This window comes from Microvirga mediterraneensis (assembly GCF_013520865.1).
GTDB lineage: Bacteria > Pseudomonadota > Alphaproteobacteria > Rhizobiales > Beijerinckiaceae > Microvirga > Microvirga mediterraneensis.
The window spans coordinates 2,965,364-2,988,223 of record NZ_JACDXJ010000001.1 but is presented as its reverse complement, the minus strand read 5'-3'; the positions used below and the strand labels follow the sequence as shown (position 1 = coordinate 2,988,223).

The 22,860-nt window shown below is 64.7% G+C and carries 22 protein-coding genes; 8 read left to right on the top strand and 14 right to left on the bottom strand.

The window, feature by feature from the left end:
* Nucleotides 1-103: 103 nt before the first annotated feature.
* Entirely contained in the window at nucleotides 104-619 is a 516-nt protein-coding gene (locus tag H0S73_RS14135; protein ID WP_181052759.1) for a YceD family protein, read from the bottom strand.
* A 12-nt stretch (nucleotides 620-631) separates the two neighbouring features.
* The gene (locus tag H0S73_RS14130) at nucleotides 632-1,162 is read right to left on the bottom strand and encodes a ubiquinol-cytochrome C chaperone family protein (RefSeq protein ID WP_181052758.1); all 531 of its coding nucleotides are present in this window, start codon (nucleotides 1,160-1,162) and stop codon (nucleotides 632-634) included.
* A gap of 102 nt (nucleotides 1,163-1,264) precedes the next feature.
* On the opposite strand from H0S73_RS14130, the gene H0S73_RS14125 reads away from it, so the two are divergent.
* Complete coding sequence (locus H0S73_RS14125; RefSeq protein WP_181052757.1) at nucleotides 1,265-1,717, top strand: outer membrane protein assembly factor BamE; 453 nt, start codon at nucleotides 1,265-1,267, stop codon at nucleotides 1,715-1,717.
* Between the two features lie 124 nt (nucleotides 1,718-1,841).
* Here H0S73_RS14125 and H0S73_RS14120 read toward each other — a convergent pair whose 3' ends face one another.
* From H0S73_RS14120 to glyA, 9 genes are all read right to left on the bottom strand, one after another.
* Nucleotides 1,842-3,968, bottom strand: coding sequence for a sodium-translocating pyrophosphatase (locus H0S73_RS14120; protein ID WP_181052756.1), 2,127 nt, complete (start codon nucleotides 3,966-3,968; stop codon nucleotides 1,842-1,844).
* 156 nt (nucleotides 3,969-4,124) lie between these two features.
* Nucleotides 4,125-5,315, bottom strand: coding sequence for an MFS transporter (locus tag H0S73_RS14115; protein ID WP_246388898.1), 1,191 nt, complete (start codon nucleotides 5,313-5,315; stop codon nucleotides 4,125-4,127).
* 13 nt (nucleotides 5,316-5,328) lie between these two features.
* Nucleotides 5,329-6,318, bottom strand: a complete 990-nt coding sequence (thiL, locus tag H0S73_RS14110) for a thiamine-phosphate kinase (protein ID WP_181052754.1) — start codon at nucleotides 6,316-6,318, stop codon at nucleotides 5,329-5,331.
* Nucleotides 6,319-6,346: 28 nt separating this feature from the next.
* Entirely contained in the window at nucleotides 6,347-6,829 is a 483-nt protein-coding gene (nusB, locus tag H0S73_RS14105) for a transcription antitermination factor NusB (RefSeq protein WP_181052753.1), read from the bottom strand.
* Nucleotides 6,830-6,831: 2 nt separating this feature from the next.
* Nucleotides 6,832-7,320, bottom strand: a complete 489-nt coding sequence (ribH, locus tag H0S73_RS14100) for a 6,7-dimethyl-8-ribityllumazine synthase (protein ID WP_181052752.1) — start codon at nucleotides 7,318-7,320, stop codon at nucleotides 6,832-6,834.
* Nucleotides 7,321-7,488: 168 nt separating this feature from the next.
* The gene (locus tag H0S73_RS14095; RefSeq protein WP_181052751.1) at nucleotides 7,489-8,124 is read right to left on the bottom strand and encodes a riboflavin synthase; all 636 of its coding nucleotides are present in this window, start codon (nucleotides 8,122-8,124) and stop codon (nucleotides 7,489-7,491) included.
* Nucleotides 8,124-9,263, bottom strand: a complete 1,140-nt coding sequence (ribD, locus tag H0S73_RS14090; protein ID WP_181052750.1) for a bifunctional diaminohydroxyphosphoribosylaminopyrimidine deaminase/5-amino-6-(5-phosphoribosylamino)uracil reductase RibD — start codon at nucleotides 9,261-9,263, stop codon at nucleotides 8,124-8,126. The genes H0S73_RS14095 and ribD overlap by 1 nt, the downstream gene beginning before the upstream one ends.
* On the bottom strand, nucleotides 9,260-9,763 hold the full coding sequence (nrdR, locus tag H0S73_RS14085; RefSeq protein WP_181052749.1) for a transcriptional regulator NrdR: 504 nt from the start codon (nucleotides 9,761-9,763) through the stop codon (nucleotides 9,260-9,262). Before nrdR ends, ribD begins: the two co-directional genes overlap by 4 nt.
* Nucleotides 9,764-9,778: 15 nt before the next feature.
* Nucleotides 9,779-11,083 (bottom strand): serine hydroxymethyltransferase, encoded by a 1,305-nt coding sequence (glyA, locus tag H0S73_RS14080; RefSeq protein ID WP_181052748.1) that lies wholly within the window; start codon nucleotides 11,081-11,083, stop codon nucleotides 9,779-9,781.
* 248 nt (nucleotides 11,084-11,331) lie between these two features.
* On the opposite strand from glyA, the gene H0S73_RS14075 reads away from it, so the two are divergent.
* Nucleotides 11,332-13,110 (top strand): cadherin domain-containing protein, encoded by a 1,779-nt coding sequence (locus tag H0S73_RS14075; protein ID WP_181052747.1) that lies wholly within the window; start codon nucleotides 11,332-11,334, stop codon nucleotides 13,108-13,110.
* Between the two features lie 104 nt (nucleotides 13,111-13,214).
* Here H0S73_RS14075 and H0S73_RS14070 read toward each other — a convergent pair whose 3' ends face one another.
* The 3 genes from H0S73_RS14070 to H0S73_RS14060 all read right to left on the bottom strand — a co-directional run bounded on the left by H0S73_RS14070 (nucleotide 13,215) and on the right by H0S73_RS14060 (nucleotide 16,246).
* On the bottom strand, nucleotides 13,215-14,483 hold the full coding sequence (locus H0S73_RS14070) for a L,D-transpeptidase family protein (protein WP_181052746.1): 1,269 nt from the start codon (nucleotides 14,481-14,483) through the stop codon (nucleotides 13,215-13,217).
* 249 nt (nucleotides 14,484-14,732) lie between these two features.
* Nucleotides 14,733-15,194 carry a DUF6163 family protein gene (locus tag H0S73_RS14065; RefSeq protein ID WP_181052745.1) on the bottom strand — a complete coding sequence of 154 codons (462 nt, stop codon included), beginning with the start codon at nucleotides 15,192-15,194 and terminating at the stop codon, nucleotides 14,733-14,735.
* Nucleotides 15,194-16,246, bottom strand: a complete 1,053-nt coding sequence (locus H0S73_RS14060) for an enoyl-CoA hydratase/isomerase family protein (RefSeq protein ID WP_181052744.1) — start codon at nucleotides 16,244-16,246, stop codon at nucleotides 15,194-15,196. Before H0S73_RS14060 ends, H0S73_RS14065 begins: the two co-directional genes overlap by 1 nt.
* A 311-nt stretch (nucleotides 16,247-16,557) precedes the next feature.
* Here H0S73_RS14060 and hemB point away from each other — a divergent pair, with 311 nt between their 5' ends.
* The 6 genes from hemB (at nucleotide 16,558) to wrbA (ending at nucleotide 22,762) form a co-directional block, all read left to right on the top strand.
* A complete protein-coding gene (hemB, locus tag H0S73_RS14055) occupies nucleotides 16,558-17,601 on the top strand; it encodes a porphobilinogen synthase (protein ID WP_181052743.1) in 1,044 nt (347 codons plus the stop codon).
* Nucleotides 17,602-17,710: 109 nt separating this feature from the next.
* Nucleotides 17,711-19,135, top strand: a complete 1,425-nt coding sequence (locus H0S73_RS14050; RefSeq protein ID WP_181052742.1) for a branched-chain amino acid ABC transporter permease — start codon at nucleotides 17,711-17,713, stop codon at nucleotides 19,133-19,135.
* The gene (locus tag H0S73_RS14045; RefSeq protein ID WP_181052741.1) at nucleotides 19,135-20,406 is read left to right on the top strand and encodes a threonine ammonia-lyase; all 1,272 of its coding nucleotides are present in this window, start codon (nucleotides 19,135-19,137) and stop codon (nucleotides 20,404-20,406) included. Before H0S73_RS14050 ends, H0S73_RS14045 begins: the two co-directional genes overlap by 1 nt.
* A 10-nt stretch (nucleotides 20,407-20,416) precedes the next feature.
* Nucleotides 20,417-20,899, top strand: a complete 483-nt coding sequence (locus H0S73_RS14040) for an RDD family protein (RefSeq protein ID WP_181052740.1) — start codon at nucleotides 20,417-20,419, stop codon at nucleotides 20,897-20,899.
* A gap of 340 nt (nucleotides 20,900-21,239) precedes the next feature.
* Complete coding sequence (locus H0S73_RS14035; RefSeq protein WP_181052739.1) at nucleotides 21,240-21,986, top strand: arginyltransferase; 747 nt, start codon at nucleotides 21,240-21,242, stop codon at nucleotides 21,984-21,986.
* A gap of 95 nt (nucleotides 21,987-22,081) precedes the next feature.
* Nucleotides 22,082-22,762, top strand: coding sequence for an NAD(P)H:quinone oxidoreductase (gene wrbA, locus H0S73_RS14030; protein ID WP_181052738.1), 681 nt, complete (start codon nucleotides 22,082-22,084; stop codon nucleotides 22,760-22,762).
* Nucleotides 22,763-22,860 lie beyond the last annotated feature (98 nt).

The window sequence follows — 22,860 nt, the reverse complement described above, 5'->3', positions numbered from 1 at the left end:
GGCGGAAAATAGCGGTTTGCGGTCGCTCCGCAACTGAATTCTCTGGCCTGCGACTACCTTACGTAACGTGCAGATATGCGTTGAGGACCGATGCCGCCAGCCCCTATTCGCTCCCCTTCAGCCTGTTCAAGGCGGCGAAAGGCGAATCCTTCGCATCCGAGGAATCCCGGTAGCTGAAATCAACTCCAGGCTTGCGCGGATAGGGATCCAGACCGAGAGCCAGGAACTCGGCCGTGAGCGCGCCGAGGTCGATCTGGCCGTTCACGATCTCGTCCGGGGGCTCATATTCGTTAATATCGGTGGGGGGCTCCGCCGGCATCCCGGACGGTTCCGCGAAATCGACCTCGACCTCTTCCTCGATCGTCGAATCGAAGGACTCCAGGGAGGTGACGCAAATCTGCGTGATCGAGGCCTTAACTACACCCGTGACGTGAATGCCCTTGGCGGAAGCTTTCAGCTGGTAATCGCCGGAAAGAGCCCGGATCCCCGGCAGCCCAAAATCCTGCGCCAGGGCAGCGCATTCCTCGGCCGTTGCCTCTACATGGACCTCCTGCCCGCGAGGCGGGATTCTCATGACGTCGATCAGCCGCGACAAGGGGCCCACGGTTTCGGGTGTCATCAGCTTGCCTCCTTAAGCAAAGGTCTCAGGTTCAGGGAAATTGGGGCCTGTTTCTAGAAGCGCGTCCAGATCCACCGTCTTCAATCCCCGATCGGCTGCGAATGCATAACGCGCCAGGGGAGCGGCCGGTGCCTCGCTGCCATAGACGTTGCGGCCGAGAGCAAGCGCCAGACCCGCCTCGTCGCCGCCATTGAGAGGTGTATCATAGGCATGAGCCCGCCCGTAGAAGGATTCCGCAACCTTCTTCATGCGTTTCGGCACCACCGTGTCGCCGACGCCCATTTCCCTCAAGGAGGCATCCATGTCCCGGAAGAAGGCGTCCGTCAGATCCTTGGCCACCTCATCCGCAGGGTGCGGGAGCTGGCGCAGGGCCCGCAAGGCCAGCACCATATGCAGGGACAGGGCCTCGAAGCGCCCTTCCAATGTGTCCGGAATGCCAAGTGCCGCATAGAGCCCAGGGACGCGCGATGCCGTCGCGATTCTCTTGTAGAGCGTCGCGATGGTGGCTCGCCGAGGGTCTTTGCGGAAGAGACTGAAGATCACGGCTCTGCCCTTCCAAGCTTGTCAAAATCCTAGCCTCGGGTTACGCCATCACCATCCGTAGGCGCAAGCTTATCCGCGCCGCATTTCTGGAAGAACCGTACGATGCGTCGATATCATACCCTTTTGGTGCGTTTGGCTACTGCAACCGTTCTCGCCTCTTCCGTGGCCGCCTGCACGATGGGCGAAGAGTTCCAGCGCGGCTATGTCGTGGATGAGCGCGCGCTTGCTCAGGTGAAGAAGGGGATGAGCGCCGATCAAGTCCTCCAGACCCTCGGAACACCCTCTACGGTATCCACCGTCGGCAACCGCAACTGGTATTACATCAGCCAGAAATCCCGCAGGACGCTCCAGTTCATGGGCGAGCAGGTGGTGGACCAGCAGGTGACCGCCGTCTATTTCGACAAGGGGCTGAGGGTCGAGCGCGTCGCGCTTTACGGCCTCCAGGACGGAAAGGTCTTCGATTTCATCAGCCGCACCACTCCGGCCGGCGGCGAAGAGGCCAGTTTCCTCGGCCAGATCTTCAGGGGCATGACGAGCTTCAACCCGTTCAGCTGATCCCCTGGCGGCAAAGGCATTCCATATGGCCGGGCCCGTCCCGGCCATTTTTTTTGCGTTGTGCCTCAAAAAGGAAACCCGCGGCTCCTGCCGCGGGCTTGAAGTTCTTTGCCGCCCGATGCCCTTACGAATGCGCGAGGATCGCGAGGAGCAGCAGGGCGATGATGTTCGTGATCTTGATCGCCGGGTTCACGGCGGGGCCCGCCGTATCCTTGTAGGGGTCGCCGACGGTGTCGCCCGTGACCGAAGCCTTATGAGCCTCCGAGCCCTTGTGATGGGTCGTGCCGGACGCATCCGTGAACCCATCCTCGAACGACTTCTTGGCATTATCCCACGCGCCGCCGCCCGACGTCATGGAGATGGCGACAAAAAGCCCTGTCACGATCACGCCGAGCAGCATGGCGCCTACGGCGGAGAACGCCTCGGACTTGCCCGCGACCCAGTAGACGACGAAGTAGGTCACGATGGGTGCCAGCACCGGCAGGAGTGACGGCACGATCATTTCCTTGATCGCCGCGCGGGTCAGCATGTCGACGGCGCGCCCATAGTCTGGACGATCCGTCCCGGCCATGATGCCCGGCCTCTCGCGGAACTGACGGCGCACTTCCTCAACCACGGAGCCAGCCGCCCGGCCGACCGCCGTCATGGCGATGCCGCCGAACAGGAACGGGATGAGGCCGCCGAACAGCAGGCCGACCACCACATAGGGATTGGTCAGGGAGAAGTTCGGCGCCACGCCCTGGAAGTACGGATAACGCGCGGCGTTCTGCGTGAAGTAGTTCAGGTCGGAGGTGTAGGCCGCGAACAGCACCAGCGCGCCCAGGCCCGCGGAGCCGATGGCATAACCCTTCGTCACCGCCTTGGTGGTGTTGCCGACCGCATCAAGGGCATCCGTCGACTTGCGGACCTCCTTCGGCAGGCCCGCCATCTCGGCAATGCCGCCGGCATTGTCCGTCACCGGGCCGAAGGCATCGAGGGCCACGATCATGCCGGCCAGAGCAAGCATGGCCGTCACAGCAATCGCGATGCCGAACAGGCCGGCGAGCTTGAAGGCCACGATGATGCCCGCGATGATCACGATCGTCGGCAGGGCCGTGGCTTCCAACGAGACCGCAAGCCCCTGGATCACGTTCGTGCCGTGGCCGGTGACGGAGGATTGCGCGATGGAGCGGACGGGACGGAAGCCCACGCCGGTATAGTACTCTGTGATCACCACGATCAGCGCCGTCACGGCCAGACCGATGACCGCGCACCAGAACAGGGCCTGCCCCGTGAACTCGGCGCCGGCGACCGGTCCGAAACCGATCATCTGCCAGGTGACGAGGGCAATCGCCGCCGCCGACAGGATGCCGGTGGCGATCAGGCCCTTGTAGAGCGCGCCCATGATGGACTCGTTCTGCCCGAGCTTGACGAAGAAGGTGCCGATGATCGAGGTCACGATACAGGCCGCCCCGATGGCGAGCGGGTACATCAGCATGGTGTCGAGGGTTGCCTGGCCGGCGAAGAAGATCGCCGCGAGCACCATGGTGGCGACCACGGTCACCGCGTAGGTCTCGAAAAGGTCCGCCGCCATGCCTGCGCAGTCGCCGACATTGTCGCCGACATTGTCCGCAATGGTCGCCGGATTGCGCGGATCGTCTTCGGGAATGCCGGCCTCGACCTTGCCCACGAGGTCGCCGCCTACGTCGGCGCCCTTGGTGAAGATACCGCCGCCGAGCCGGGCGAAGATCGAGATCAGAGAGGCTCCGAAGCCGAGAGCCACCAGGCTGTCGATGACCACGCGGTCGGAGGGGTTCAGGCCCGCAATCCGGGTGAGATACCCGTAGTAGAGCGCCGCGCCGAGAAGGGCGAGACCCGCGACCAGCATTCCGGTGACGGCGCCCGCCTTGAAGGCGACATCAAGACCGCCGCCGAGCGACTGCGTGGCCGCCTGGGCCGTGCGGACATTCGCCCGGACCGACACGTTCATGCCGATGAAGCCTGCCGCTCCCGAGAGAACGGCGCCTATGGCGAAGCCGATGGCGACCCGGATTCCGAGGAAATAGGCGATGATGGCGAACAGGACGACGCCCACGATGGCGATTGTGGCGTATTGCCTGCGAAGATAGGCCTTCGCGCCCTCGGCGATCGCACCGGCGATCTCCTGCATGCGCTGAGAACCGGCGTCCCGCTTCATCACGTCGCCAATGGCCCAGAAGCCATAGACGATCGAGAGAACGCCGCCCACGATAATTAGGGTGAGTGCCATCATGCCATCCTTGTTATGGGAAAGCAGAAAGCCGCTCCTCAAGGCCCGTTTCTCGGCCTCGAATGGCCCCTACCCCCAGCGAACTTTATATTTGGTGGCAAAAAACTAGGCAGTACGCAACAATCCTACCGGCTCAACCCACAGGAAGGCCTTAATACTTTAAGCGGGTGCGATGAGCTTAGCCTTCTGCTGCCAAGCTAGCAGAAGTAGAGCGACGACGACCGGTGGGAAGACCAGCCAGTTCACGCTCTCCCAGCCGCCGGCGCTCAGGAGCTTGCCCGACGAGAAGGACGCTATGGCGACCGAGCCGAAGATGAGGAGGTCGTTGGCCGCCTGGACCTTGGCGCGCTCCTCGGGGCGGTAGCAGTCGGTGACCAGGGCCGTGGCTCCGATGAAGCCGAGATTCCAGCCGAGCCCGAGCAGGATCAGAGCCGCCCAGAAATGGGCGATGCCGATGCCGGACAGGCCGACCATGGCCGCTAGCGCGATCAGCACGAGGCCTGCAGCCGTCACCGGTCCCTTGCCGAACCGCGCGATCAGCCGGCCGGTGAAGAAGCTCGGCCCGAACATGGCCAGGATGTGCCATTGGATCCCGAGCGCCGCAGCGCCGACCGGGTGGCCGCAGCCGATCATCGCCAGGGGCGCCGCCGTCATCATGAAGGTCATGAGACTGTAGGAGACGAGACCGCTCGCGGCGGCCACGATGAAACGGGGCTGACGCACGATCTCGGCCAGCGGACGTCCGCCCGTTTTCGCGGCCGCGATGCTCAAGGGGGCGGGACGCAGGAAGGATACGGCGATCATCGAGAGCATCGCCAGTGTCGCCTGCCCCAGGAAGGCTCCCGCGAAGGGGGCCGCTTCGACCGCATCCCTTGTCCAGATCACGGTTTGCGGCCCGATCACGCCAGCCACGAGGCCTCCTGTCATCACCCAGGAAATCGCCTTCGGCTTGAAAGCCTCGGAGGCCGCGTCGGTCGCGGCGAACCGGTAGCTCTGGTTGAAGGAGCCGTAGCTCCCGATGATCAGGGTCCCGAGGCAGAACAGGGGGAAGCTGAACGCCGCGATCCCAAAGGCGGCGAGGCAGCCGCCGGCGAGGCCGATGCCGGCGCCGACCATGTAGCCGAGGCGCCGCCCGGCCCTGCGCATCAGCATGGCGGCCGGGATGGTGCCGATGGCGAGGCCCAGATTGAGCAGGCTGACGGGAAGGGTTGCCAGTTCCTTGTTCGAGGCGAGCGACTGCCCGACCAAGCCGCCGAGGGACACGACGATGGCCGGGCTGGAGCCGCCGAGCGCCATCGCGACGGCGAGAACGACGGCATTGCGCTTGGCGATGGCGTCACTGGCAGCCATGTGGAAGGAGGTATCAGAAATGCTGGTAGGAGCCGACATCGTAGCGTCTTTCGCGACCGTTCATCCGAAAGACGGACAGGTCATGTCCTGAGACGACTCGGCCGATCACGGAGAGGGTGATCCCGACCCTATCGGCCTCTTTCCGGAACCTGTCGAGATTCATTTCCGGGACAGTGCAGAGAATTTCGTAGTCGTCCCCGCCGGTCAGGGCGAGGTCGCGCAGTTCCGGCGAACCCTGGATCGCCTTCGCGGCAGCGCCCGAGAGCGGCACCTGATCGGCATCGATGAGGGCGCTCGTCCCGCTGGCCCGCATCATCTTGGCGAGATCGCCTGCAAGGCCGTCCGACACGTCCATGGCGGCGCCGGCATGGTCGCGCAGGGCGGCGGCGAGACGATGACGCGGTCGCGGATGCAGATAGCGGTCGGCGAGGTGGGCCCGCTCGTCCGGGGACAGGGTTTCGGCCCAGGCCGGCTCGGACCGAAGCCTCAGGCCCAGGGCCGCGTCGCCGATGGTGCCGGTGACGCAGATCAGGTCGCCGACTTGGGCTGACGTTCGCCGGACCATGCGGCCCGTCGGAACCTCGCCGAGGGCCGTGACCGACAGGGTCAGGGGTCCGGCGGTCTTCACGGTATCGCCGCCGAGGAGCGGACAGGCGAAATCCCGCGCCGCCTCGCCGAGGCCGGCCGCGAAGGCGGCGAGCCAGTCTTCGGTCCAATTCTCGGGCAGGGCGAGGCTGAGCAGGAAACCGGCCGGATCGGCGCCCTTGGCGGCAAGGTCGGAGACGTTGACGGCTAATGCCTTGCGGGCGATGGACCCGGGAGCATCCTCGGGCATGAAATGGACGCGCTCGACCAGGGCGTCCACGGTGAGGACGATATCATGCCCCGGCTCCGGAGTGATGCGGGCCGCATCGTCCGTGAGGCCCAGGCCGCCCTCTCCGGCGATGGGCGCGAAGTAGCGGGCGATGAGACCGTCCTCGCCGGGGCGTTCTCTCGAACTCATCGGCCGACCGCCCTCGCCCGCATGATTCCTACCGTTTGCCCTGGCCGGCCGCCTTCTTTTCGAGCTCGCCCGGACGGACCTCGCGGGCGAGCTTGTCGAGGACCGCGTTGACGAGGCCGGGCTCGTCCTCGCCGTAGAAGCCGTGGGTCACGTCGACATATTCCGTGATGACGACGCGGGCCGGCACGTCCTTGCGGAACATGAGCTCATAGCCGCCCGCGCGCAGGATGGCGCGCAGCACGGCCTCGATGCGCTTCAGCGGCCAGTCGGTGGCGAGCGCGCTGTCGATCTTCACGTCGATCTCGCGCTGGTTCTTGACCACGCCCGAGAGAATGTCGCGGAAGAAGGTGTTGTCGGACGGCTGGAACTCGATGCCCTCGACCTCGCGGCCGATCCAGAAGGCCTCGAACTCGGCGAGCGCATCGAGCACGGTCTTGCCCGACACGTCCATCTGATACAGGGCCTGGACGGCAGCGAGGCGAGCGGCCGAGCGCTCTGCTGGCTTCGTCATGATCAGGCCTCCAGTTTCTGTTTGATGCGCAGCACGGCCAGAGCCGCATCCACCGCTCCGCCGCCCTTATTCAATTCATTCACGCTCGCGCGGGTCCAGGCCTGCTGGTCATTCTCCACGGTGAGAATGCCGTTGGCGAGCGGGATCCTGCGGGCGACGGACAGGTCCATGAGGGCGCGGGCGCTCTCGCCGGCGACGATGTCGTAATGCCCGGTCTCGCCGCGGATGACGCAGCCGAGGGCCACGACGGCATCGTAGGGCTTCCCGGCCTTATCGGCCGCGTCGAGCGCGATGGCGATGGTGGCGGGGATCTCGAGCGCGCCGTCGAGGGTCAGCACGTCCATGGTGGCCTGCGCCTCTTCGACGGCGCCCCTGGCGCCGCGCAGGAGCTCGTCGGCGATATCGTCGTAGAACCGGGCCTCGACGACCAGGATGCGGGCGCCGGGAACCGGCGGACGGGGACTTTTCGGCTTATCGGAAGGCGCGACCATGAGAAATCCGTTCAGAGTTCCAATAGCATCTCAGCCCTCGTCCTGAGGAGCAGCGGAGCTGCGTCTCGAAGGAGAGTCCAGAGAGCACCGGAGGCGCCCTCGTCCTTCGAGACACCGCTTGCAGCGGCTCCTCAGGATGAGGGCTATGTCGAGGAAAGTTAAACGTCCCTACTCCGCCCGGCGCGCATCCGCAAGCCGCGCGGCATAGCGGGCCATGAGATCGACTTCGAGATTGAGCTTGTCGCCCACCTGCCGGTCGCCCCAGGTGGTGACCGTGAGGGTATGGGGGATGATGAGCACGGAGAACATGTCGTCGTTGACGGAATTGACCGTGAGCGACGTTCCGTCGAGGCAGACGGAGCCCTTCTCGGCAATGAAGGGCGCCAGCGCGTGCGGCGCCTTGATGGTAAAGCGGGCGGTCGGCCCCCACGGATCGTCGCCCGCGGTGATCGATTCCTTGGCCACGATGGTGGCGACCCCGTCCACATGCCCGGTCACGATATGGCCGCCGAGCTCGTCGCCGATCTTCAGGGACCGTTCCAGGTTAATTCTGGTGCCAGCCCGCCAGTCGCCCACGGTTGTGCGGTCCAGGGTTTCGGCGGCCGCATCCACGTCGAACCAGCAACCGCCCTCGCGGGCTCCGACCGCAACAACGGTCAGGCAGGGACCGCCGCAGGCGATGGAGGCGCCGAGCGCAATGGTGGCCGGATCGTAGGACGAATGGATACGCAGGCGCTTCAGGGTCCCCTGAGCGCCCTCGGCAGCTGCAATCTCACCGACATCGGTGACGATACCCGTGAACATCAGGGTCTCTCCCAGAACATGAAAAGATCGGGGCCGATCTGCTCCTCGGCCCGGCAAACGAGAAAATCCATCCGGTCCTGCAGCGAGAGGCCGAGAGCCGGCACATCGCCCTGCCCCCTGGCCGAACGACCGGTGATCAGGACCAGTTCGTCGACGAGGTCGGCTCCGGCCAGCGCATCCGCCAGTTCGGGGCCGCCTTCGCAGAATATCCGCGTGAGGCCGCGGGTGCCGAGAAGCTGCAGGGCTTCGGGCAAGGAGACGCGGCCGCTTACATCCGATGAAACCCGCAGGACCTCCACGCCCTGGGCGGCCAGGGCCCACTCCGCCTCGACCGGAGCCGCGACGCTGGTCATGATCCAGGTCGGGATCTCCCGCGCTCCGGCGACCACGCGCGCCGATAGCGGCGTGCGCAGATGCGTATCGACCACGATGCGGACAGGAGAGCGGCTCTCGAGCCCCGGCAGGCGCACGTTCAGCAGCGGATCGTCCGCGAGAACCGTTCCAACCCCGGTCACGATCGCATCCGCGTGGGCGCGCATCAGGTGGACCTTCCCGTTGGCGATCTCGCCCGTGAGCAGCAGGCGCGGACCGTGACGCGAACCGGCGAGGCCCTCCGTGCTGCGCGCGAGCTTCACCGTGACGGCGGGCCGCCCCCGGGTGACGCGTGTGATATGGCCAAGATGGGCGCGGCGGGCTTCCCTCGCGAGGCAGCCGGCAACCACCTCGATCCCGGCCTCCCGCAACCGGGCATGGCCGAGCCCGGCCACGCGGGAATCGGGATCCTCAAGAGCCGACACTACCCGGGCAACACCCGCTTCGACCACGGCATCGGCACAGGGCGAGGTCTTGCCGTGATGCGAGCAGGGTTCGAGGGACACGTACAGGGTGGCACCCCGGGCGCGCTCGCCCGCGGCGGCCAGGGCCATGCGCTCCGCATGGGGACGACCGCCCGGCTGGGTGGCGCCCTGGGCGACGATGACCGGAAAGTCGCCGCTTTCGTCCACGATGACGCAGCCGACCGACGGGTTCGGCCATGTCAGGCCGAGATGGCGCTCGCCGAGAGCGATCGCCAAGCGCATGAGGCGCTCATCCCGGCTGCCCCGGTCGAATGGCCGCCCTGCCGCCCCCGATGCGTTCATGGCTCGCTCGGAGCGCGCTTCTTCTTCGGCGGCGGCGGAAGATCGTCCTCGCTCTCAGCCAGTTTGCCAAGAATTTCCTCGAAGTCCTTGGCTTCGCGGAAGTTCTTGTAAACGGAGGCGAAGCGCACATAGGCCACGTCGTCGAGGCCCTTCAGGCCTTCCATGACGAGTTCGCCCACGGTTTCGCTCGGCACCTCGCCGTCGCCCATGCTCTCGAGCTGGCGGACGATGCCGTTGATCATCCGCTCGACCCGTTCCGGGTCCACGGGACGCTTGCGGAGCGCGACCTCCACCGATTGCTGGAGCTTGTCCCGGTCGAAAGGCACCCGCCGTCCCGAGCGCTTCAGCACGGTCAGCTCACGCAGCTGCACGCGCTCGAAGGTTGTGAATCGGCCGCCGCAATCCGGGCAGATGCGGCGACGGCGAATGGACGAGGAATCGTCCGTGGGGCGGGAATCCTTCACCTGGGTATCCAGGCTCCCGCAATAGGGGCAACGCATGGATCAGCCTAAACCTCAGGCGTAGATTGGGAAGCGGCGGGTCAGTTCATGAACGCGCTGCTTGACCGATTCCTCGACCGAGGCATTCGCCTCGTCGCCGTGCTTCGCAAGACCGTCGAGGGTCTCGACGATCAGCTCGCCCACGCGCTTGAACTCGGCCACGCCGAAGCCGCGCGAGGTGGCGGCGGGGGTGCCGAGACGGATGCCGGAGGTGACCATCGGCTTCTCGGGATCGAAGGGCACGCCGTTCTTGTTGCAGGTGATGTGGGCGCGGCCGAGGGCCGCTTCCGCCGCCTTGCCGGTGAGCTTCTTCGGGCGCAGGTCCACCAGCATCAGGTGGTTGTCCGTGCCGCCGGCCACGATGGCATAGCCGTTCGCCAGCATGGTGTCGGCCAGGACCTTGGCGTTCTCGACGACCGAGCGGGCATAGAGCTTGAACTCGGGACGCAGGGCCTCGCCGAAGGCGACGGCTTTCGCGGCGATCACATGCATGAGCGGGCCGCCCTGGAGGCCGGGGAAGATCGCGGAATTGACTTTCTTGGCGATGTCCTCCTCGTTGGTGAGGATCATGCCGCCGCGCGGACCGCGCAGGGTCTTGTGAGTCGTGGTGGTGACCACGTGGGCGTGCGGGAACGGCGACGGATGCGCGCCGCCGGCCACGAGACCGGCGAAATGGGCGATGTCGACCATGAAGAAGGCCCCGACCTCATCGGCGATCTCGCGGAAGCGGGCGAAGTCCCAGAAGCGGGAATAGGCCGAGCCGCCGGCGACGATCACCTTCGGCTTGTGGGTGCGGGCCAGTTCCGCCACCTCATCCATATCGATGATCTGGTCGCTCTCGCGCACCTTGTAGCTCACCACGTTGAACCACTTGCCGGACATGTTGACCGGGGAGCCGTGGGTCAGGTGGCCGCCACAGGCGAGATCGAGGCCCATGAAGGTGTCGCCGGGCTTCATCAGGGCCATGAACACGGCCTGATTGGCCTGCGAGCCGGAATTGGCCTGGACGTTAGCGAACTTGCAGTCGAACAGGCGCTTGGCCCGCTCGATGGCGAGCTCCTCGGCCATGTCGACGAACTGGCAGCCGCCATAGTAACGGCGACCCGGATAGCCTTCCGCATACTTATTCGTCATCACCGAGCCCTGGGCCTCCAGGACGGCGCGGGAGACGATGTTCTCGGAGGCGATCAGCTCGATCTCCTCGCGCTGGCGGCCGAGTTCGAGCCCGATGGCGCGGGCGATCTCAGGATCGCTGTCGGCCAGGCTGGCCGAGAAAAAGCTGTTGGAGAGATGGCTGTGTGCCGCTTCACTCGCGCTCATGGGATCCAAACCTTCTGCCGCCCCCGGGGGAGCCTCTACCGACCTGCGGGGCCTTTATCACGCCTAGCACCAAAGCGCCAAGCCGCCCTTTGCCGCTGGTCGAATGCTTCAGTGTGAACAACGGTGCCATCCTCAAATGGTGGGAATTTATGGCACGCAGAGCGCAGCTATTATGATTGCTCGATATATAATAACGTGTAAATATGTTGTTAAGAGACAACTATGCCGCGCAAATTCGAGGTTTCACCATGGCGATACAGACAACTACCCCGACCGATGGGGACGACATCTACCTTATCGCGGAGAATCAAGTAGCCGGCGGCAGTTTCGACGGAAAGTTAGGGAACGATACCCTTCAACTGACCGGGAACACTTCCTCAGGCACCGCACTGTCATTTGATTTTACAAGCGCAACACTTCTGAGTGGATTCGAAACCATCCGCGGCTCGACGTCGACAGATTATATTACCTTGTCCAGCTCGCAACTGGCCTCAATATCCACCTACGACAGTGGCGGCGACGGCTATATCGATTTTCTCCAGATCAGAGGCACAACTATCGATCTCCGTGACAAAGCAATTATAGGACCAATTCAAATTAGTCCTGTGACTTCCTCGGCCACGGTGACGGTCAACAGCAAGGCGCTTGCCGAAAAAATATATGGCCGCCATGCGCCGGGAATGCATCTCATCCTGGAGGGCGTCACCCTTACGGCAGCCGAGAGGCAGACTCTTCACAACAAGGGCATCGACAACATCACCGATGCCAGTGGGGTGACGAGCACCGATACGGCACCGCAGCTTTCCGGTATTGGCGGCGACATAACGACGATCCAGGCTGGACAAACCTACCATGTCGATATCGGTCAGAATGCGGTGATCACTGAAGACCATACTTTAAGTAGTATGAACATCGAATTGGATAATTTTTTCGATGCGAATGCAATGCTCGATATCGATACGGCTGGAAACGTCGATCTTGTGCCAACAAATTTCAACGAGAAAGTCTTCGTCAACAGCATCGAAATCGGAACGGTGACACGCATCACTTGGGCAAGCGAGTTTCGATTCTCCTTCAATGCGAGCGCAACACCAGCGCTCGTCCAAGAGCTTATCCGTGCCGTCACGTTCAAATACAACGGGTCAGCAATGCCCTTCGGGAGCAATGAAGTGAGCGTCGAAGTGATCGATTCGGGCAATCGGTCCGCGAAGTCGAAATTCACCCTCGCTTATCAGAACAACGCGCCGACAGATCTGACTCTTTCTCAGGCGACAGTCGCTGAGAATACTCGCTCGGGAACTCAAATGGGCAAGATTACTGCATCCGATCCCAACGAGGGCGATCGCATGAACTTCTCGCTTTTGGACGATGCAGGCGGACGCTTTTCGCTAGGCTGGGATGGCACGCTGTTCGTCAAGGATGCGGGCAAGCTCGATTACGAACAGGCGCATTCTCATACGATTAGGGTCAAGGCGACGGACAGAGGCGGTCTGACTATTGAAAAATCCTTCGTCATTACTCTTACCGACGTGGCGGAGGATGGCACCTCCGGCCCCGATCAGCCGATCGCGGACCGGATGACGATCAGGGGTTCGGCCAAAAAGGATATCCTGAAAGGAACTGTGGCAGATGAGATCATCTTCGGCGGTCTCTCCAACGACACCCTCACAGGAGGGCTCGGTCGAGACATCTTCGTGTTCGATTCGAAGCCGGGCACAGCCGCAACGGATCGGAAAGTGAACTTCGACAAGATTACCGACTTCAACGTTAATGACGATTCGATCTGGCTCGACAACAAGTATTTCACGAAGCTCGGCAAAGGTACTCTTGCTCAGCCCGGCAAACTCACTGCCAAGTTTTTCAGCGTCGGCGATCATTCCAAGAACAAGAGCAATTATCTGATCTACAACAAGAAGACCGGCGTATTGTCCTATGATGCCGATGGTTCGGGCTCGAAATTGGCCGTTGAGATTGCCATTCTTAAGAAAGGCCTCTCACTGACCTCTCAGCACTTCTTCGTCATCTAAGGATCACGCACCGGCAAGATTGTCACGGTACATCCCCATTTTCAATGAAAACAGCCCGCCGGAAGGCGGGCTGTCGCAGTAAAGAGTACCATTCCTGCACAATCTCAGTTCTGCAGGAACATCTCTTCGTCCGGCTCGGTCGGGGTGCGGCTGGCGACCGGGATCGCGTTGCCGAGGCCGTCCTTGTTGTAGATGTCGTCGCGGAACTGGACGAGGCCGTCCGGGGTCGCCCAGGCGGTCATGTAGATCCAGTGGATCGGAACCGGCTGCGCCAGACGGGCGTCGATCCGATCGCCGGACTTGAACGTGGCGTCGATCTGCTCGCGGCTCCAGCCGGGGGTGTCCTTCAGGAGCCATTCGATGTAATCGCGCACGTTCTGCACGCGGATGCAGCCCGAGGACACGAAGCGGAAATCGTCGCCGAAGATGCCCTTGGAGGGCGTATCGTGCATGTAGACGCCATCCTTGTTCGGGATGTTGATGCGCACGAAGCCCATGGAGTTGAGCTCGCCGCCCGGATCCTGGCGGAAGCGGTAGCGGGTCGCCTCGTCGGAGAACCAGTTCACCTGCGAGGGCGCGATCTCCGTGTTGCCGTTGAAGATGCGGATCTTGTTGTCCGTCAGGTAGTTCGGCTCCTTCTGCATCTTCGGGATCAGATCCTTCTTGATGATCGAAGCGGGCACGGTCCAGAACGGGTTGAAGTTGACCTCGACCACCTTGGTGTTCAGGAGCGGCGACTGACGGTCGCTCTTGCCGACGCCGGCGGCGTGGCGGGTATGGACGACGCCGCCCTCCACCGTCTCGACCAGGGCGGCCGGGATGTTGGCGACCACGTATCGGTTGGGCAGTCCGCCGGCCACGAGGGTGCGCAGGCGGGACACGTTGATCTCGAGCTGGCGGATGCGCACGTCCACGGGCACGTTCATGGCGATCACGGTCGGGGCCGTCATGGTGCCGGTGGAGCTGATGCCGTGCCGGGCCTGGAAGCGGCGCACGCCGGCCTCGACGTAGGAATCATAGATCGGCGATTCGCCGGCGGCCTGATCGAGATCGCCGGTGATGATGAGGCGCTGGCGCAAGGCGACGACCGCCGGGCTCTTGGAGCCGACGCGCAGGCCCTGCACGCCCTGGACGGGCATCCAGCCGCCGCGGGCCGCGATGTTGCGGTAATACTCGATCATCTGCTCGGTCGCGGCGAGGGATTCCTGCGAGAGCATGGGGGTCGAGGTGCGCTGCACGCGGGTGCGCGACACGGCCTCGTAGTTCTGCGACCACTCGGCCTGGCTCTGAGCGAATTGCTGGGCCAGGGCTCCGGTGGCCGGCGTGAAGATCAGGGCGAGCGATCCGGTCAGGAGGGTACGGCGAGACAACATGAGCGCAGGCTCTTCCCGGTTAGAAGTGATCGACATGGGGGCGGCGGCCCAGCGCCCGCCTCTGCCCCCGTTCCCAGCATAAGTGCCGGGATAGGATTAAAGAACGGTATCGAAAACGGCGAACATCGGGGCCGTTTTATGGCAAACCGGCCGGCCCTATGCTTCCGGCGTCGAGGATCCGCCTTCAGGGCACATGTAACTTTGAACTGTGCTCTTGAGGATACACTTCTGCGTGAGGAGCCGGGCGGTTCAGCGGTTCTCCTGAGCGGCCAGCCAGGAGATTCCGAGATAGACGGCGATCAGGGTCAGGAAGAACGCCATCGTCATGACGCCGCCGGACACGATGCCCGGGAAGAACGCCGCGAGAATCAGGTGGCTCATGATGGCGAGCAGCCACATGATCCCGCCCCAGGTGCTGGCCATCCAAAGGCCGACCGCCGCGACCAGGTCGATCAGGGCGAAATAGATGATCGTGGCCTGATAGCCCGTCGAGCGCCCCTCGAAATGCCCGATCGGCGTCCAGATTCCGAGGATCACCGCCCAGGCGCTCAGGCCCTTCATGATCCAGAGGATCGCCAGGACCCTCATGAACCAGGTGAGAACGAAGCTCCAGCGCATGATCGAGGTGGCGACGGGGCGCTCCTCGATCCGGTCGGAGAGGTATTCCCGGGTCGCCTGGGCGGACGTGCCTTGATTGCCGTTGCGGAACATCAGGCGATCTCCAGTTCCCGGTCGCCCAGATCGGCGAAGTGACGCTCAATGGCGGCCGGCTCCACGTCCTCCAGGGAGGCGGGCCGCCAGGCGGGGCGGTTGTCCTTGTCGATCAGGACCGCCCGCACGCCCTCATGGAAGTCGTGGCCGTCGCCGATGCGGGAGACGATGCGGAATTCGGTTCTCATGGCGTCCTCGAAATCCATCGATGCCCCCCGGCGCACCTGCTCGAAGGCAAGGCACAGGCTCGTCGGCGACTTCGTCCGCATGCCTGCGGCGGTCTTCGCGGCGAACTCCGAACCCTTCGCGGCGGCCGCGTCGAGGCGCGCCAGGATCTCGATCACGCTTCCGGCGGAAAAACAGGAATCGATGAGTTCCCGCTGATCTTCCAGAGGAGCCTCGTCGGGATCGGTCGCGACCCGGGCGAGAGCCGCCTCGACAGCATCGCCGCCGATCAGGGCGTCCCGGAGACCCGGGATGTTCCCGCTCGGCACTGCATGGGTCGCGAGCCCCAGCATCATCGCGTCGGCGCGCTTCACGCGCTCGCCCGTGAGCGCGAGATACATACCGGTCTGGCCCGGCAGGCGCGGGAGCGCATAGGTCGCGCCGACATCGGGGAAGAAGCCGATCCCGACCTCCGGCATGGCAAAGAGATAGCGGTCCCCCGCGACCCGGTAGGCGCCGTGCAGGGACACGCCGACGCCTCCGCCCATGACGATCCCGTCGATCAGGGAGATATACGGCTTGGGATAGCGTTTGATGGCGGTATTGAGCTGGTATTCCTCGCGCCAGAAGGCGAGCGCCTCCTCGCGCCGTCCGGCCTTCAGGTCTTCCGTGAGCTGGCGGATATCGCCCCCGGCGCAGAACGCCTTCTCGCCCGCCCCCTGGACGACGATCCGCGTCACGGCGGGATCCCGCGCCCAGGCATCGAGGGCCCGGCGCATCTCGCGCACCATGGGCAGCGTCAGGGCATTGAGCGCCTTCGGACGGTTGAGCGTGATGAGGCCCGCCTCGCCCTGCTTCTCGCAGAGGACTTCAACGCTCTCGTCCATGGAACACTCCTTCGTTTCCCTTCGGCTTAAAACAAGGCCCCGCCCGGCCGTCAATGGACAGACTTGTCATCCCCGGCGGCCGCAGGCCGGGAAGGGATCCAGGACCACGCACCGAGCCATGGGTTCCCTTCCCCTCCGCTGACGCTCCGACCGGGAATGACAGCGAGGTGCCCACGACGCATGGCTGGGTTGAGGGCAATTTCACACGGATCGGGCCGAACTGCGACCTCGAACCCTTTTTTAGAGCAATTTAAATGTGCTAACCCTCTGGACCTTCGCCGGCGCATCGAAGCCGGCGCCGTGTGAGGATCATGTCGAAACTGTCGCCGCTCCCCCGCCGCTCCTCGGAAGAAGCCCCCGCCTCTTCCCTGAACCTGTCCCACCGCCTGCGACGCAACCGCAAGGCCGATTGGGCGCGGCGGCTGGTGCAGGAGAACGTGCTGACGGTGAACGACCTGATCTGGCCGATCTTCGTCGTCGAGGGTGCCAGCGGGCGGACGCCGGTCGCCTCGATGCCGGGCGTCGACCGCCTGACCATCACTGAGGCCGTGCGCGAGGCCGAACGGGCCGCATCCCTCGACATCCCGGCCATTGCACTCTTTCCCTATACCGATCCGGCGCTCCGCGACCCAACCGGGTCGGAGTCCCTGAACAGCCGCAATCTCGTCTGCCGCGCGGCGCGCGAGATCAAGAAGGCCGTGCCGAGCATTGGCATCATCTGCGACGTGGCGCTCGATCCCTATACGAGCCACGGCCATGACGGCGTGATGGACGGCGAGCGCATCCTCAACGACGAGACGGTCTCCCTGCTGGTGCGTCAGGCCGTGCTTCAGGCGGAAGCAGGCGCCGACATCATCGCCCCGTCGGACATGATGGACGGCCGCGTGGCCGCCATCCGCGAGGGACTCGACGCGGCCGGGTTCCTGGACGTTCAGATCATGGCCTACGCGGCCAAGTACGCCTCCGCCTTCTACGGCCCGTTCCGGGACGCCATCGGCACGAGCGCCACCCTGGTCGGCGACAAGCGCACCTACCAGATGGATCCGGCCAATTCCGACGAGGCCCTGCGCGAGGTCGCCCTCGATCTCGAGGAAGGCGCGGACATGATCATGGTCAAGCCCGGCATGCCCTATCTCGATATCGTACGACGGGTGAAGGAGACCTTCGCGGTCCCGACCTTCGCCTACCAAGTCTCCGGCGAGTATGCCATGATCCAGGCCGCGGCCGGGAACGGCTGGATCGACGGGGAACGGGCGATGATGGAAAGCCTCCTGGCCTTCAAGCGTGCCGGCGCGGACGGAATCCTCACCTATTTCGCTCCCCATGTCGCGCAGAAGCTGAAAAACCGGGGCTGACCATTCCTGGCAAGGCGCTTCACATTGTCATCACCGGCCCTGTGCCGGTGATCGCGATTCGAAAAGCGCCGCGCGTCACAGCATCGGGATGGCCGGGACCAGCCCGGCCATGACGGAGGGGTGCACCCAGCTCTCCCGCTTCCTCACCCCGCAAAGGGAAGCGAGGAAGCCGGCATCCTTACTCCCGAGCCTCGTCCGGAAGCTCGCGCGCCTCGCAGCACTCCTATTCGGCCTCTGCTTCCTCGCCGCCTGCGGGCTCACCATCGACTCGGACCAGGCGCGGGTGTGCCGGTCCGCCCTGCCCGCCCTCAATCCCAAGGCGGCAATCACCGTCGAGCGCGTCCAGGCCGGTCCCGGGCCGCGGAGCCTGCGGGTCGATTATCTGGCGGAGTACCCGGACCGCCCGATCCTCCAGCGCTTCGCGATCTGCCAGTTCATGGCCGAGGGGCTCTCCCCCAACAAGGCCGAGCTGGAAGGCCTGGCCACCGAAGAAGGCCCGCTTTCCGGCGCCAGCCTTTACCTGCTCAAGCGCTATTATCTCGAAACGCCGGAAGGGATCGCCGGGGATCCGGGAAGCCGTCCCGCCGCCGATGCGTTCGAGATCCCCAAAAGTGTCGCCTACTGGCTCCAGCAGATCCTGGTGAGCCTGCCGCGAACAGCGATCTATGCCCTGTTGTCGGTCGCCTATGCGCTGGTCTTCGGCCTGACCGGGCGGATCAACCTCGCCTTCGGGGAACTCGCGGCGGTGGGCTCCGCGGCCACCATCGCCGGCGCCTCGATCCTGCTGGTCTACGGCACGAGCTCGCCCGTTCTCGGCCTCGCGGCCGGTCTGGCGGCCGCCCTGTTCGCCGGGGCGATGCACAGCGCGGCGGGCGGCTATTTCACCATCGGACGCATCCCCGGCCCGAGTTCGCAGCCGAGCCTGATCGCGACCGTCGGCATGGGCCTCTTCCTGATGGAGTACCTGCGCCTCGTGCAGAGCCCCGTGACGGTCTGGCTGCCGCCGATCTGGTCCGAGGCCTGGCCTCTTGCCCGCGCGGAGGACTTCCTCGTCAGCCTGACGCCGATTACCGTCATCACGGCGGGGATCGGCCTTGCGGCGGCGCTCGGGCTCCTGTGGCTCGTCCAGGCCACGGGGTTCGGCCGGTCCTGGCGGGCCTATGCGGACGACGCGAAGGCGGCGGCGCTCATGGGCGTCGACGGGGTGCGCCTCCTGGTCCAGACACTCGCCCTGGCCGGCGCCATGGCGGGGCTCTCGGGCATGCTGATCGTGGCGCAATACGGCGGCCTGGGATTCGCAGGAGGCTTCCAATACGGCCTCAAGGCACTGATCGCCGCCGTCATCGGGGGCATTGGCTCTATCCCCGGAGCAATGTTAGGAGGTTTCGCCGTAGGGCTGTTCGAGACGCTCTGGTCGGCGTATCTCCCCATCGAGATACGCGACATGGCGCTTTACGCGGCCCTTGTCGTGTTTCTGATTTTCCGGCCCGGCGGTCTGCTGGGCTTCAGGGATCCGACACCAAGAGCCGTTTAATGGCGTATAATAAAATTCTGGAGGACGATGTGGCCGATTACGCCATTACCATCGAGGACGTGAAGCGCGCGGCGGAGACGATCCGGGGGCAGGTCCTGCGGACACCCCTCGTGCCGTCCCCTCGCCTGTCGCAGCTCACCGGCGCGACCGTGTTCGTCAAGCACGAGAACATGCAGCCGACCGGCTCCTTCAAGGAGCGCGGCGCCACCACGAAGCTGGAGAGCCTCACGGAAGCCGAGCGCAAGCGCGGCGTCATCGCCATGTCGGCCGGAAACCATGCCCAGGCGGTCGCCTATCATGCGCGCCGCCTCGGCATCCCGGCGACCATCGTGATGCCCGTCGGCACCCCCATGGTGAAGGCGGAGAATACCCGCGCCTACGGCGCGCGGGTGATCCTCGACGGAGAGACTCTTTACGAATCCGCCGCCCGCGCCCGCGAGATCGCCGAGGCCGAGGGCCTCGTCTTCGTCCATCCCTACGACGATCCGAAGGTGATGGCGGGACAGGGCACCATCGCGCTCGAAATGCTGGCCGACGCGCCCGATCTCGACCAGATCGTCGTGCCGATCGGCGGCGGCGGGCTGATTTCCGGCATCGCCGTCGCGGCGAAGGCGATCAAGCCGTCCATCGAGATCGTCGGCGTGGAAGCGGCCCTCTACCCGTCCTTCCGCAACGCCATCCTGGGCGAGAACCGTCCCATCGGGGGCGCGACGCTGGCAGAAGGCATCGCGGTCAAGACCGTGGGCCAGCTCCCGCTGCCCATCGTCCGGGATCTGGTGCCGGACATCATCGCCGTGGAGGAGCCCCTGATCGAGCGCGCGGTCAACGCCTATGCCACCCTGCAGAGGACCATGGCCGAAGGCGCCGGCGCGGCGGGGCTCGCGGCCATGCTGGCGCAACCCGAGCACTTCCAGGGCAAGCGCGTCGGCCTCGTGCTCTGCGGCGGCAACATCGACGCGCGGATCCTCGCCTCCGTCATGGTGCGCGAGCTGGAACGCGACGACCGGATCACATCGTTCCGCATCACCTCCAACGACAGGCCGGGCCTGCTCGGCCGTGTGGCCAGCCTTCTCGGCATTCTCGGGGCCAATATCCTCGAAGTCTCCCACGGCCGCCTGTTCCTGGATGTACCGGCGAAAGGCGTTTCCATCGACATCACTATCGAAACGCGGGATCGAGCACATACATTAGAGGTGTTCGAGGCCCTGGCAGCAGAGGGCCTCGCGCCGCAGCGGATCGTATCCCGCAGCCTGCCCGAGACCGCCTTCTGAGGAGTGACCTATGGTCAATCAACCCTATCCGCCGACCCTGAACTACCCGTCCTACACTCCGGACACCCGGTTGACGGAAGGCGTCATCTCGCGGCGCTTCTGGGCCTATATGATCGACCTGGTCGTGATCGCCCTGTGGGTCGTGCTCGTCTCCATCGGGATCTTCTTCCTCGGCATCATCACGCTCGGCCTCGGCTGGGGCCTGTTCTTCGCCCTGCCGCTCACGGCGTTGATCTTCATCGTCTACAACGCCGTCACCATCGGGGGCGCCTCGCAGGCGACGGTGGGCATGCGCTACATGGGCCTGCGCGTGATCGATCCGAACACGGGCCGCGGCCCCTCGCCCCTGGCCGCGGCCGTGCACGCGCTGTTCTTCTACGTGGCCATCTCGACCTTCCTGCTCTGGGCCTGCGACGTGCTCGTCGGCTTCGTCCGCGACGACCGCCGCTTCATCCGCGACCTGCTCACCGGCATGATGGTGGTCCGGGCTTAAGCCGTCGGACCTTTTAAACCCGCCACGTCATGGCCGGCCTTGTGCCGGCCATCCCGCTTCTGATGAGCGCCGCACCTTTCCGACCGAGATCACCGGCACAAGGCCGGTGATGACGTGGCGAGTGTCATTCCCGGCCGGAGCGCAGCGGAGGGGAATCCACGATCAGGGCAGCGCTATGGACCCCCTTCCCGCACTTCGGGCGCCGGGGATGACACCGAACTCATCCTCTAGACAGCGCCCCCCTGCGACATACCCCCCACTTTTCCTGGACGTCCCGGACACCAATGTTATCCTTGAGCGTTGACCTAGCGCTCAAGGTTTCTCCACGAGGCTTTCCCGATTGACGAGCCAGCCCCGCGACGCCCCGCAATTCTACCTTACCTCCCCGTCCGCATGCCCGTACCTGCCGGGCAAGGAGGAGCGAAAGGTTTTCACGCATATCGTGGGACGGCGCGGCCGGGAGCTGAACGAGATCCTCACGCAGGGCGGCTTCCGGCGGTCGCAGACCATAGCATACCGGCCCGCTTGCGACGCGTGCCGCGCCTGCGTGTCCGTGCGGGTGCTCGTGAACGAGTTCGAGCCCTCCGGCAACCTGCGACGCGTTCTCAAGGACAATGCCGACCTGATCGGCAACGCGCTGCCCAACCGCCCCAGCTCGGAGCAGTATTCGCTCTTCCGCCGCTACGTGGACACGCGCCACGCCGATGGCGGCATGGCCGACATGACGGTGCTCGACTATTCCATGATGGTCGAGGACAGCCATGTAGACACGAAGATCATCGAGTATCGTCGGCGCGGGATCGACAGCGGAATTACGGGCAAAGGATCGGGCGACCTGATCGCCGTCTGCCTGACGGACGAGATGAGCGACGGCCTCTCCATGGTCTATTCGTTCTACGAGCCGGAGATGCTGGACCGCAGCATCGGCACCTTCATGATCCTCGACCATATCCGCCGCGCGAAGGCGATGGGCCTGCCCTATCTCTACCTCGGCTACTGGGTCGAGGGCTCCAAGAAGATGGGCTACAAGGCCCGCTTCAAGCCCCAGGAGCGCCTGCTCGCCCACGGCTGGGCGCGGGTGGATTGACCCGCATCCGAAGGAAGGCGTCGTCGGTTCATTTCAGGAACAACAAGCCCTGCCCCTTGTTCGTTGCGTGACACTCACGCGAACGAAGGTGCCCCATGGCCAAGATCCTCGTCCTCTATTACTCGTCCTATGGCCATATCGAGACGATGGCTCGGGCCGTCGCGGAGGGCGCCCGCTCGGTCGCGGGTGCCGACGTCGTCGTCAAGCGCGTGCCGGAACTGGTGCCGGAGGAAATCGCCCGCAAATCGGGCATGCGGGTCGACCAGGACGCCCCCATCGCTGACCCGAACGAGCTCGGCGACTACGACGCCATCATCTTCGGTACGCCGACCCGCTACGGCAACATGGCCGCGCAGATGCGCAACTTCCTCGACCAGACCGGCGGCCTGTGGGTGAAGGGCGCGCTGGTCGGAAAGGTCGGCAGCGTGTTCGCTTCCACGGCGACGCAGCACGGCGGACAGGAGACCACCATCACGTCGTTCCACACCACGCTCCTGCATCACGGCATGATCATCGTCGGCCTGCCGTATTCCTATCCGGGACAGACCAAGATGGACGAGATTTCGGGCGGCACGCCCTATGGCGCGACGACGCTCGCCGGCGGCGCCGGCTCGCGCCGGCCGAGCGAAAACGAACTCGGCGGCGCCCGCTTCCAGGGCCGTCACGTGGCCGAGATCGCAGCCCGCCTGGAACGCGGAGCTGGAGAGCGCGGCCCCGTCCCGCCGGAGATGAACAACCCGTCGGAGACGACGGGCGGAACGGTGGGGCAATCGTGAGACGCCGTTATCACCGGCCTTGTGCAGTGATCCCGATTGGAAGAGGCGACTCGGTGTCATTCCCGGCCGGAGCGTAGCGGAGGGGAAGGGAATCCATC

Excerpts from the sequence above, each read along its gene's own strand:
- H0S73_RS14135 (WP_181052759.1), bottom strand. The coding sequence starts at position 619 with ATGACACCCGAAACCGTGGGCCCCTTGTCGCGGCTGATCGACGTCATG.
- H0S73_RS14125 (WP_181052757.1), top strand. The coding sequence starts at position 1,265 with ATGCGTCGATATCATACCCTTTTGGTGCGTTTGGCTACTGCAACCGTT.
- H0S73_RS14120 (WP_181052756.1), bottom strand. The coding sequence starts at position 3,968 with ATGATGGCACTCACCCTAATTATCGTGGGCGGCGTTCTCTCGATCGTC.
- H0S73_RS14115 (WP_246388898.1), bottom strand. The coding sequence starts at position 5,315 with ATGGCTGCCAGTGACGCCATCGCCAAGCGCAATGCCGTCGTTCTCGCC.
- thiL (WP_181052754.1), bottom strand. The coding sequence starts at position 6,318 with ATGAGTTCGAGAGAACGCCCCGGCGAGGACGGTCTCATCGCCCGCTAC.
- nusB (WP_181052753.1), bottom strand. The coding sequence starts at position 6,829 with ATGACGAAGCCAGCAGAGCGCTCGGCCGCTCGCCTCGCTGCCGTCCAG.
- ribH (WP_181052752.1), bottom strand. The coding sequence starts at position 7,320 with ATGGTCGCGCCTTCCGATAAGCCGAAAAGTCCCCGTCCGCCGGTTCCC.
- H0S73_RS14095 (WP_181052751.1), bottom strand. The coding sequence starts at position 8,124 with ATGTTCACGGGTATCGTCACCGATGTCGGTGAGATTGCAGCTGCCGAG.
- ribD (WP_181052750.1), bottom strand. The coding sequence starts at position 9,263 with ATGAACGCATCGGGGGCGGCAGGGCGGCCATTCGACCGGGGCAGCCGG.
- nrdR (WP_181052749.1), bottom strand. The coding sequence starts at position 9,763 with ATGCGTTGCCCCTATTGCGGGAGCCTGGATACCCAGGTGAAGGATTCC.
- glyA (WP_181052748.1), bottom strand. The coding sequence starts at position 11,083 with ATGAGCGCGAGTGAAGCGGCACACAGCCATCTCTCCAACAGCTTTTTC.
- H0S73_RS14075 (WP_181052747.1), top strand. The coding sequence starts at position 11,332 with ATGGCGATACAGACAACTACCCCGACCGATGGGGACGACATCTACCTT.
- H0S73_RS14070 (WP_181052746.1), bottom strand. The coding sequence starts at position 14,483 with ATGTTGTCTCGCCGTACCCTCCTGACCGGATCGCTCGCCCTGATCTTC.
- H0S73_RS14065 (WP_181052745.1), bottom strand. The coding sequence starts at position 15,194 with ATGTTCCGCAACGGCAATCAAGGCACGTCCGCCCAGGCGACCCGGGAA.
- H0S73_RS14060 (WP_181052744.1), bottom strand. The coding sequence starts at position 16,246 with ATGGACGAGAGCGTTGAAGTCCTCTGCGAGAAGCAGGGCGAGGCGGGC.
- hemB (WP_181052743.1), top strand. The coding sequence starts at position 16,558 with ATGTCGAAACTGTCGCCGCTCCCCCGCCGCTCCTCGGAAGAAGCCCCC.
- H0S73_RS14050 (WP_181052742.1), top strand. The coding sequence starts at position 17,711 with ATGACGGAGGGGTGCACCCAGCTCTCCCGCTTCCTCACCCCGCAAAGG.
- H0S73_RS14045 (WP_181052741.1), top strand. The coding sequence starts at position 19,135 with ATGGCGTATAATAAAATTCTGGAGGACGATGTGGCCGATTACGCCATT.
- H0S73_RS14040 (WP_181052740.1), top strand. The coding sequence starts at position 20,417 with ATGGTCAATCAACCCTATCCGCCGACCCTGAACTACCCGTCCTACACT.
- wrbA (WP_181052738.1), top strand. The coding sequence starts at position 22,082 with ATGGCCAAGATCCTCGTCCTCTATTACTCGTCCTATGGCCATATCGAG.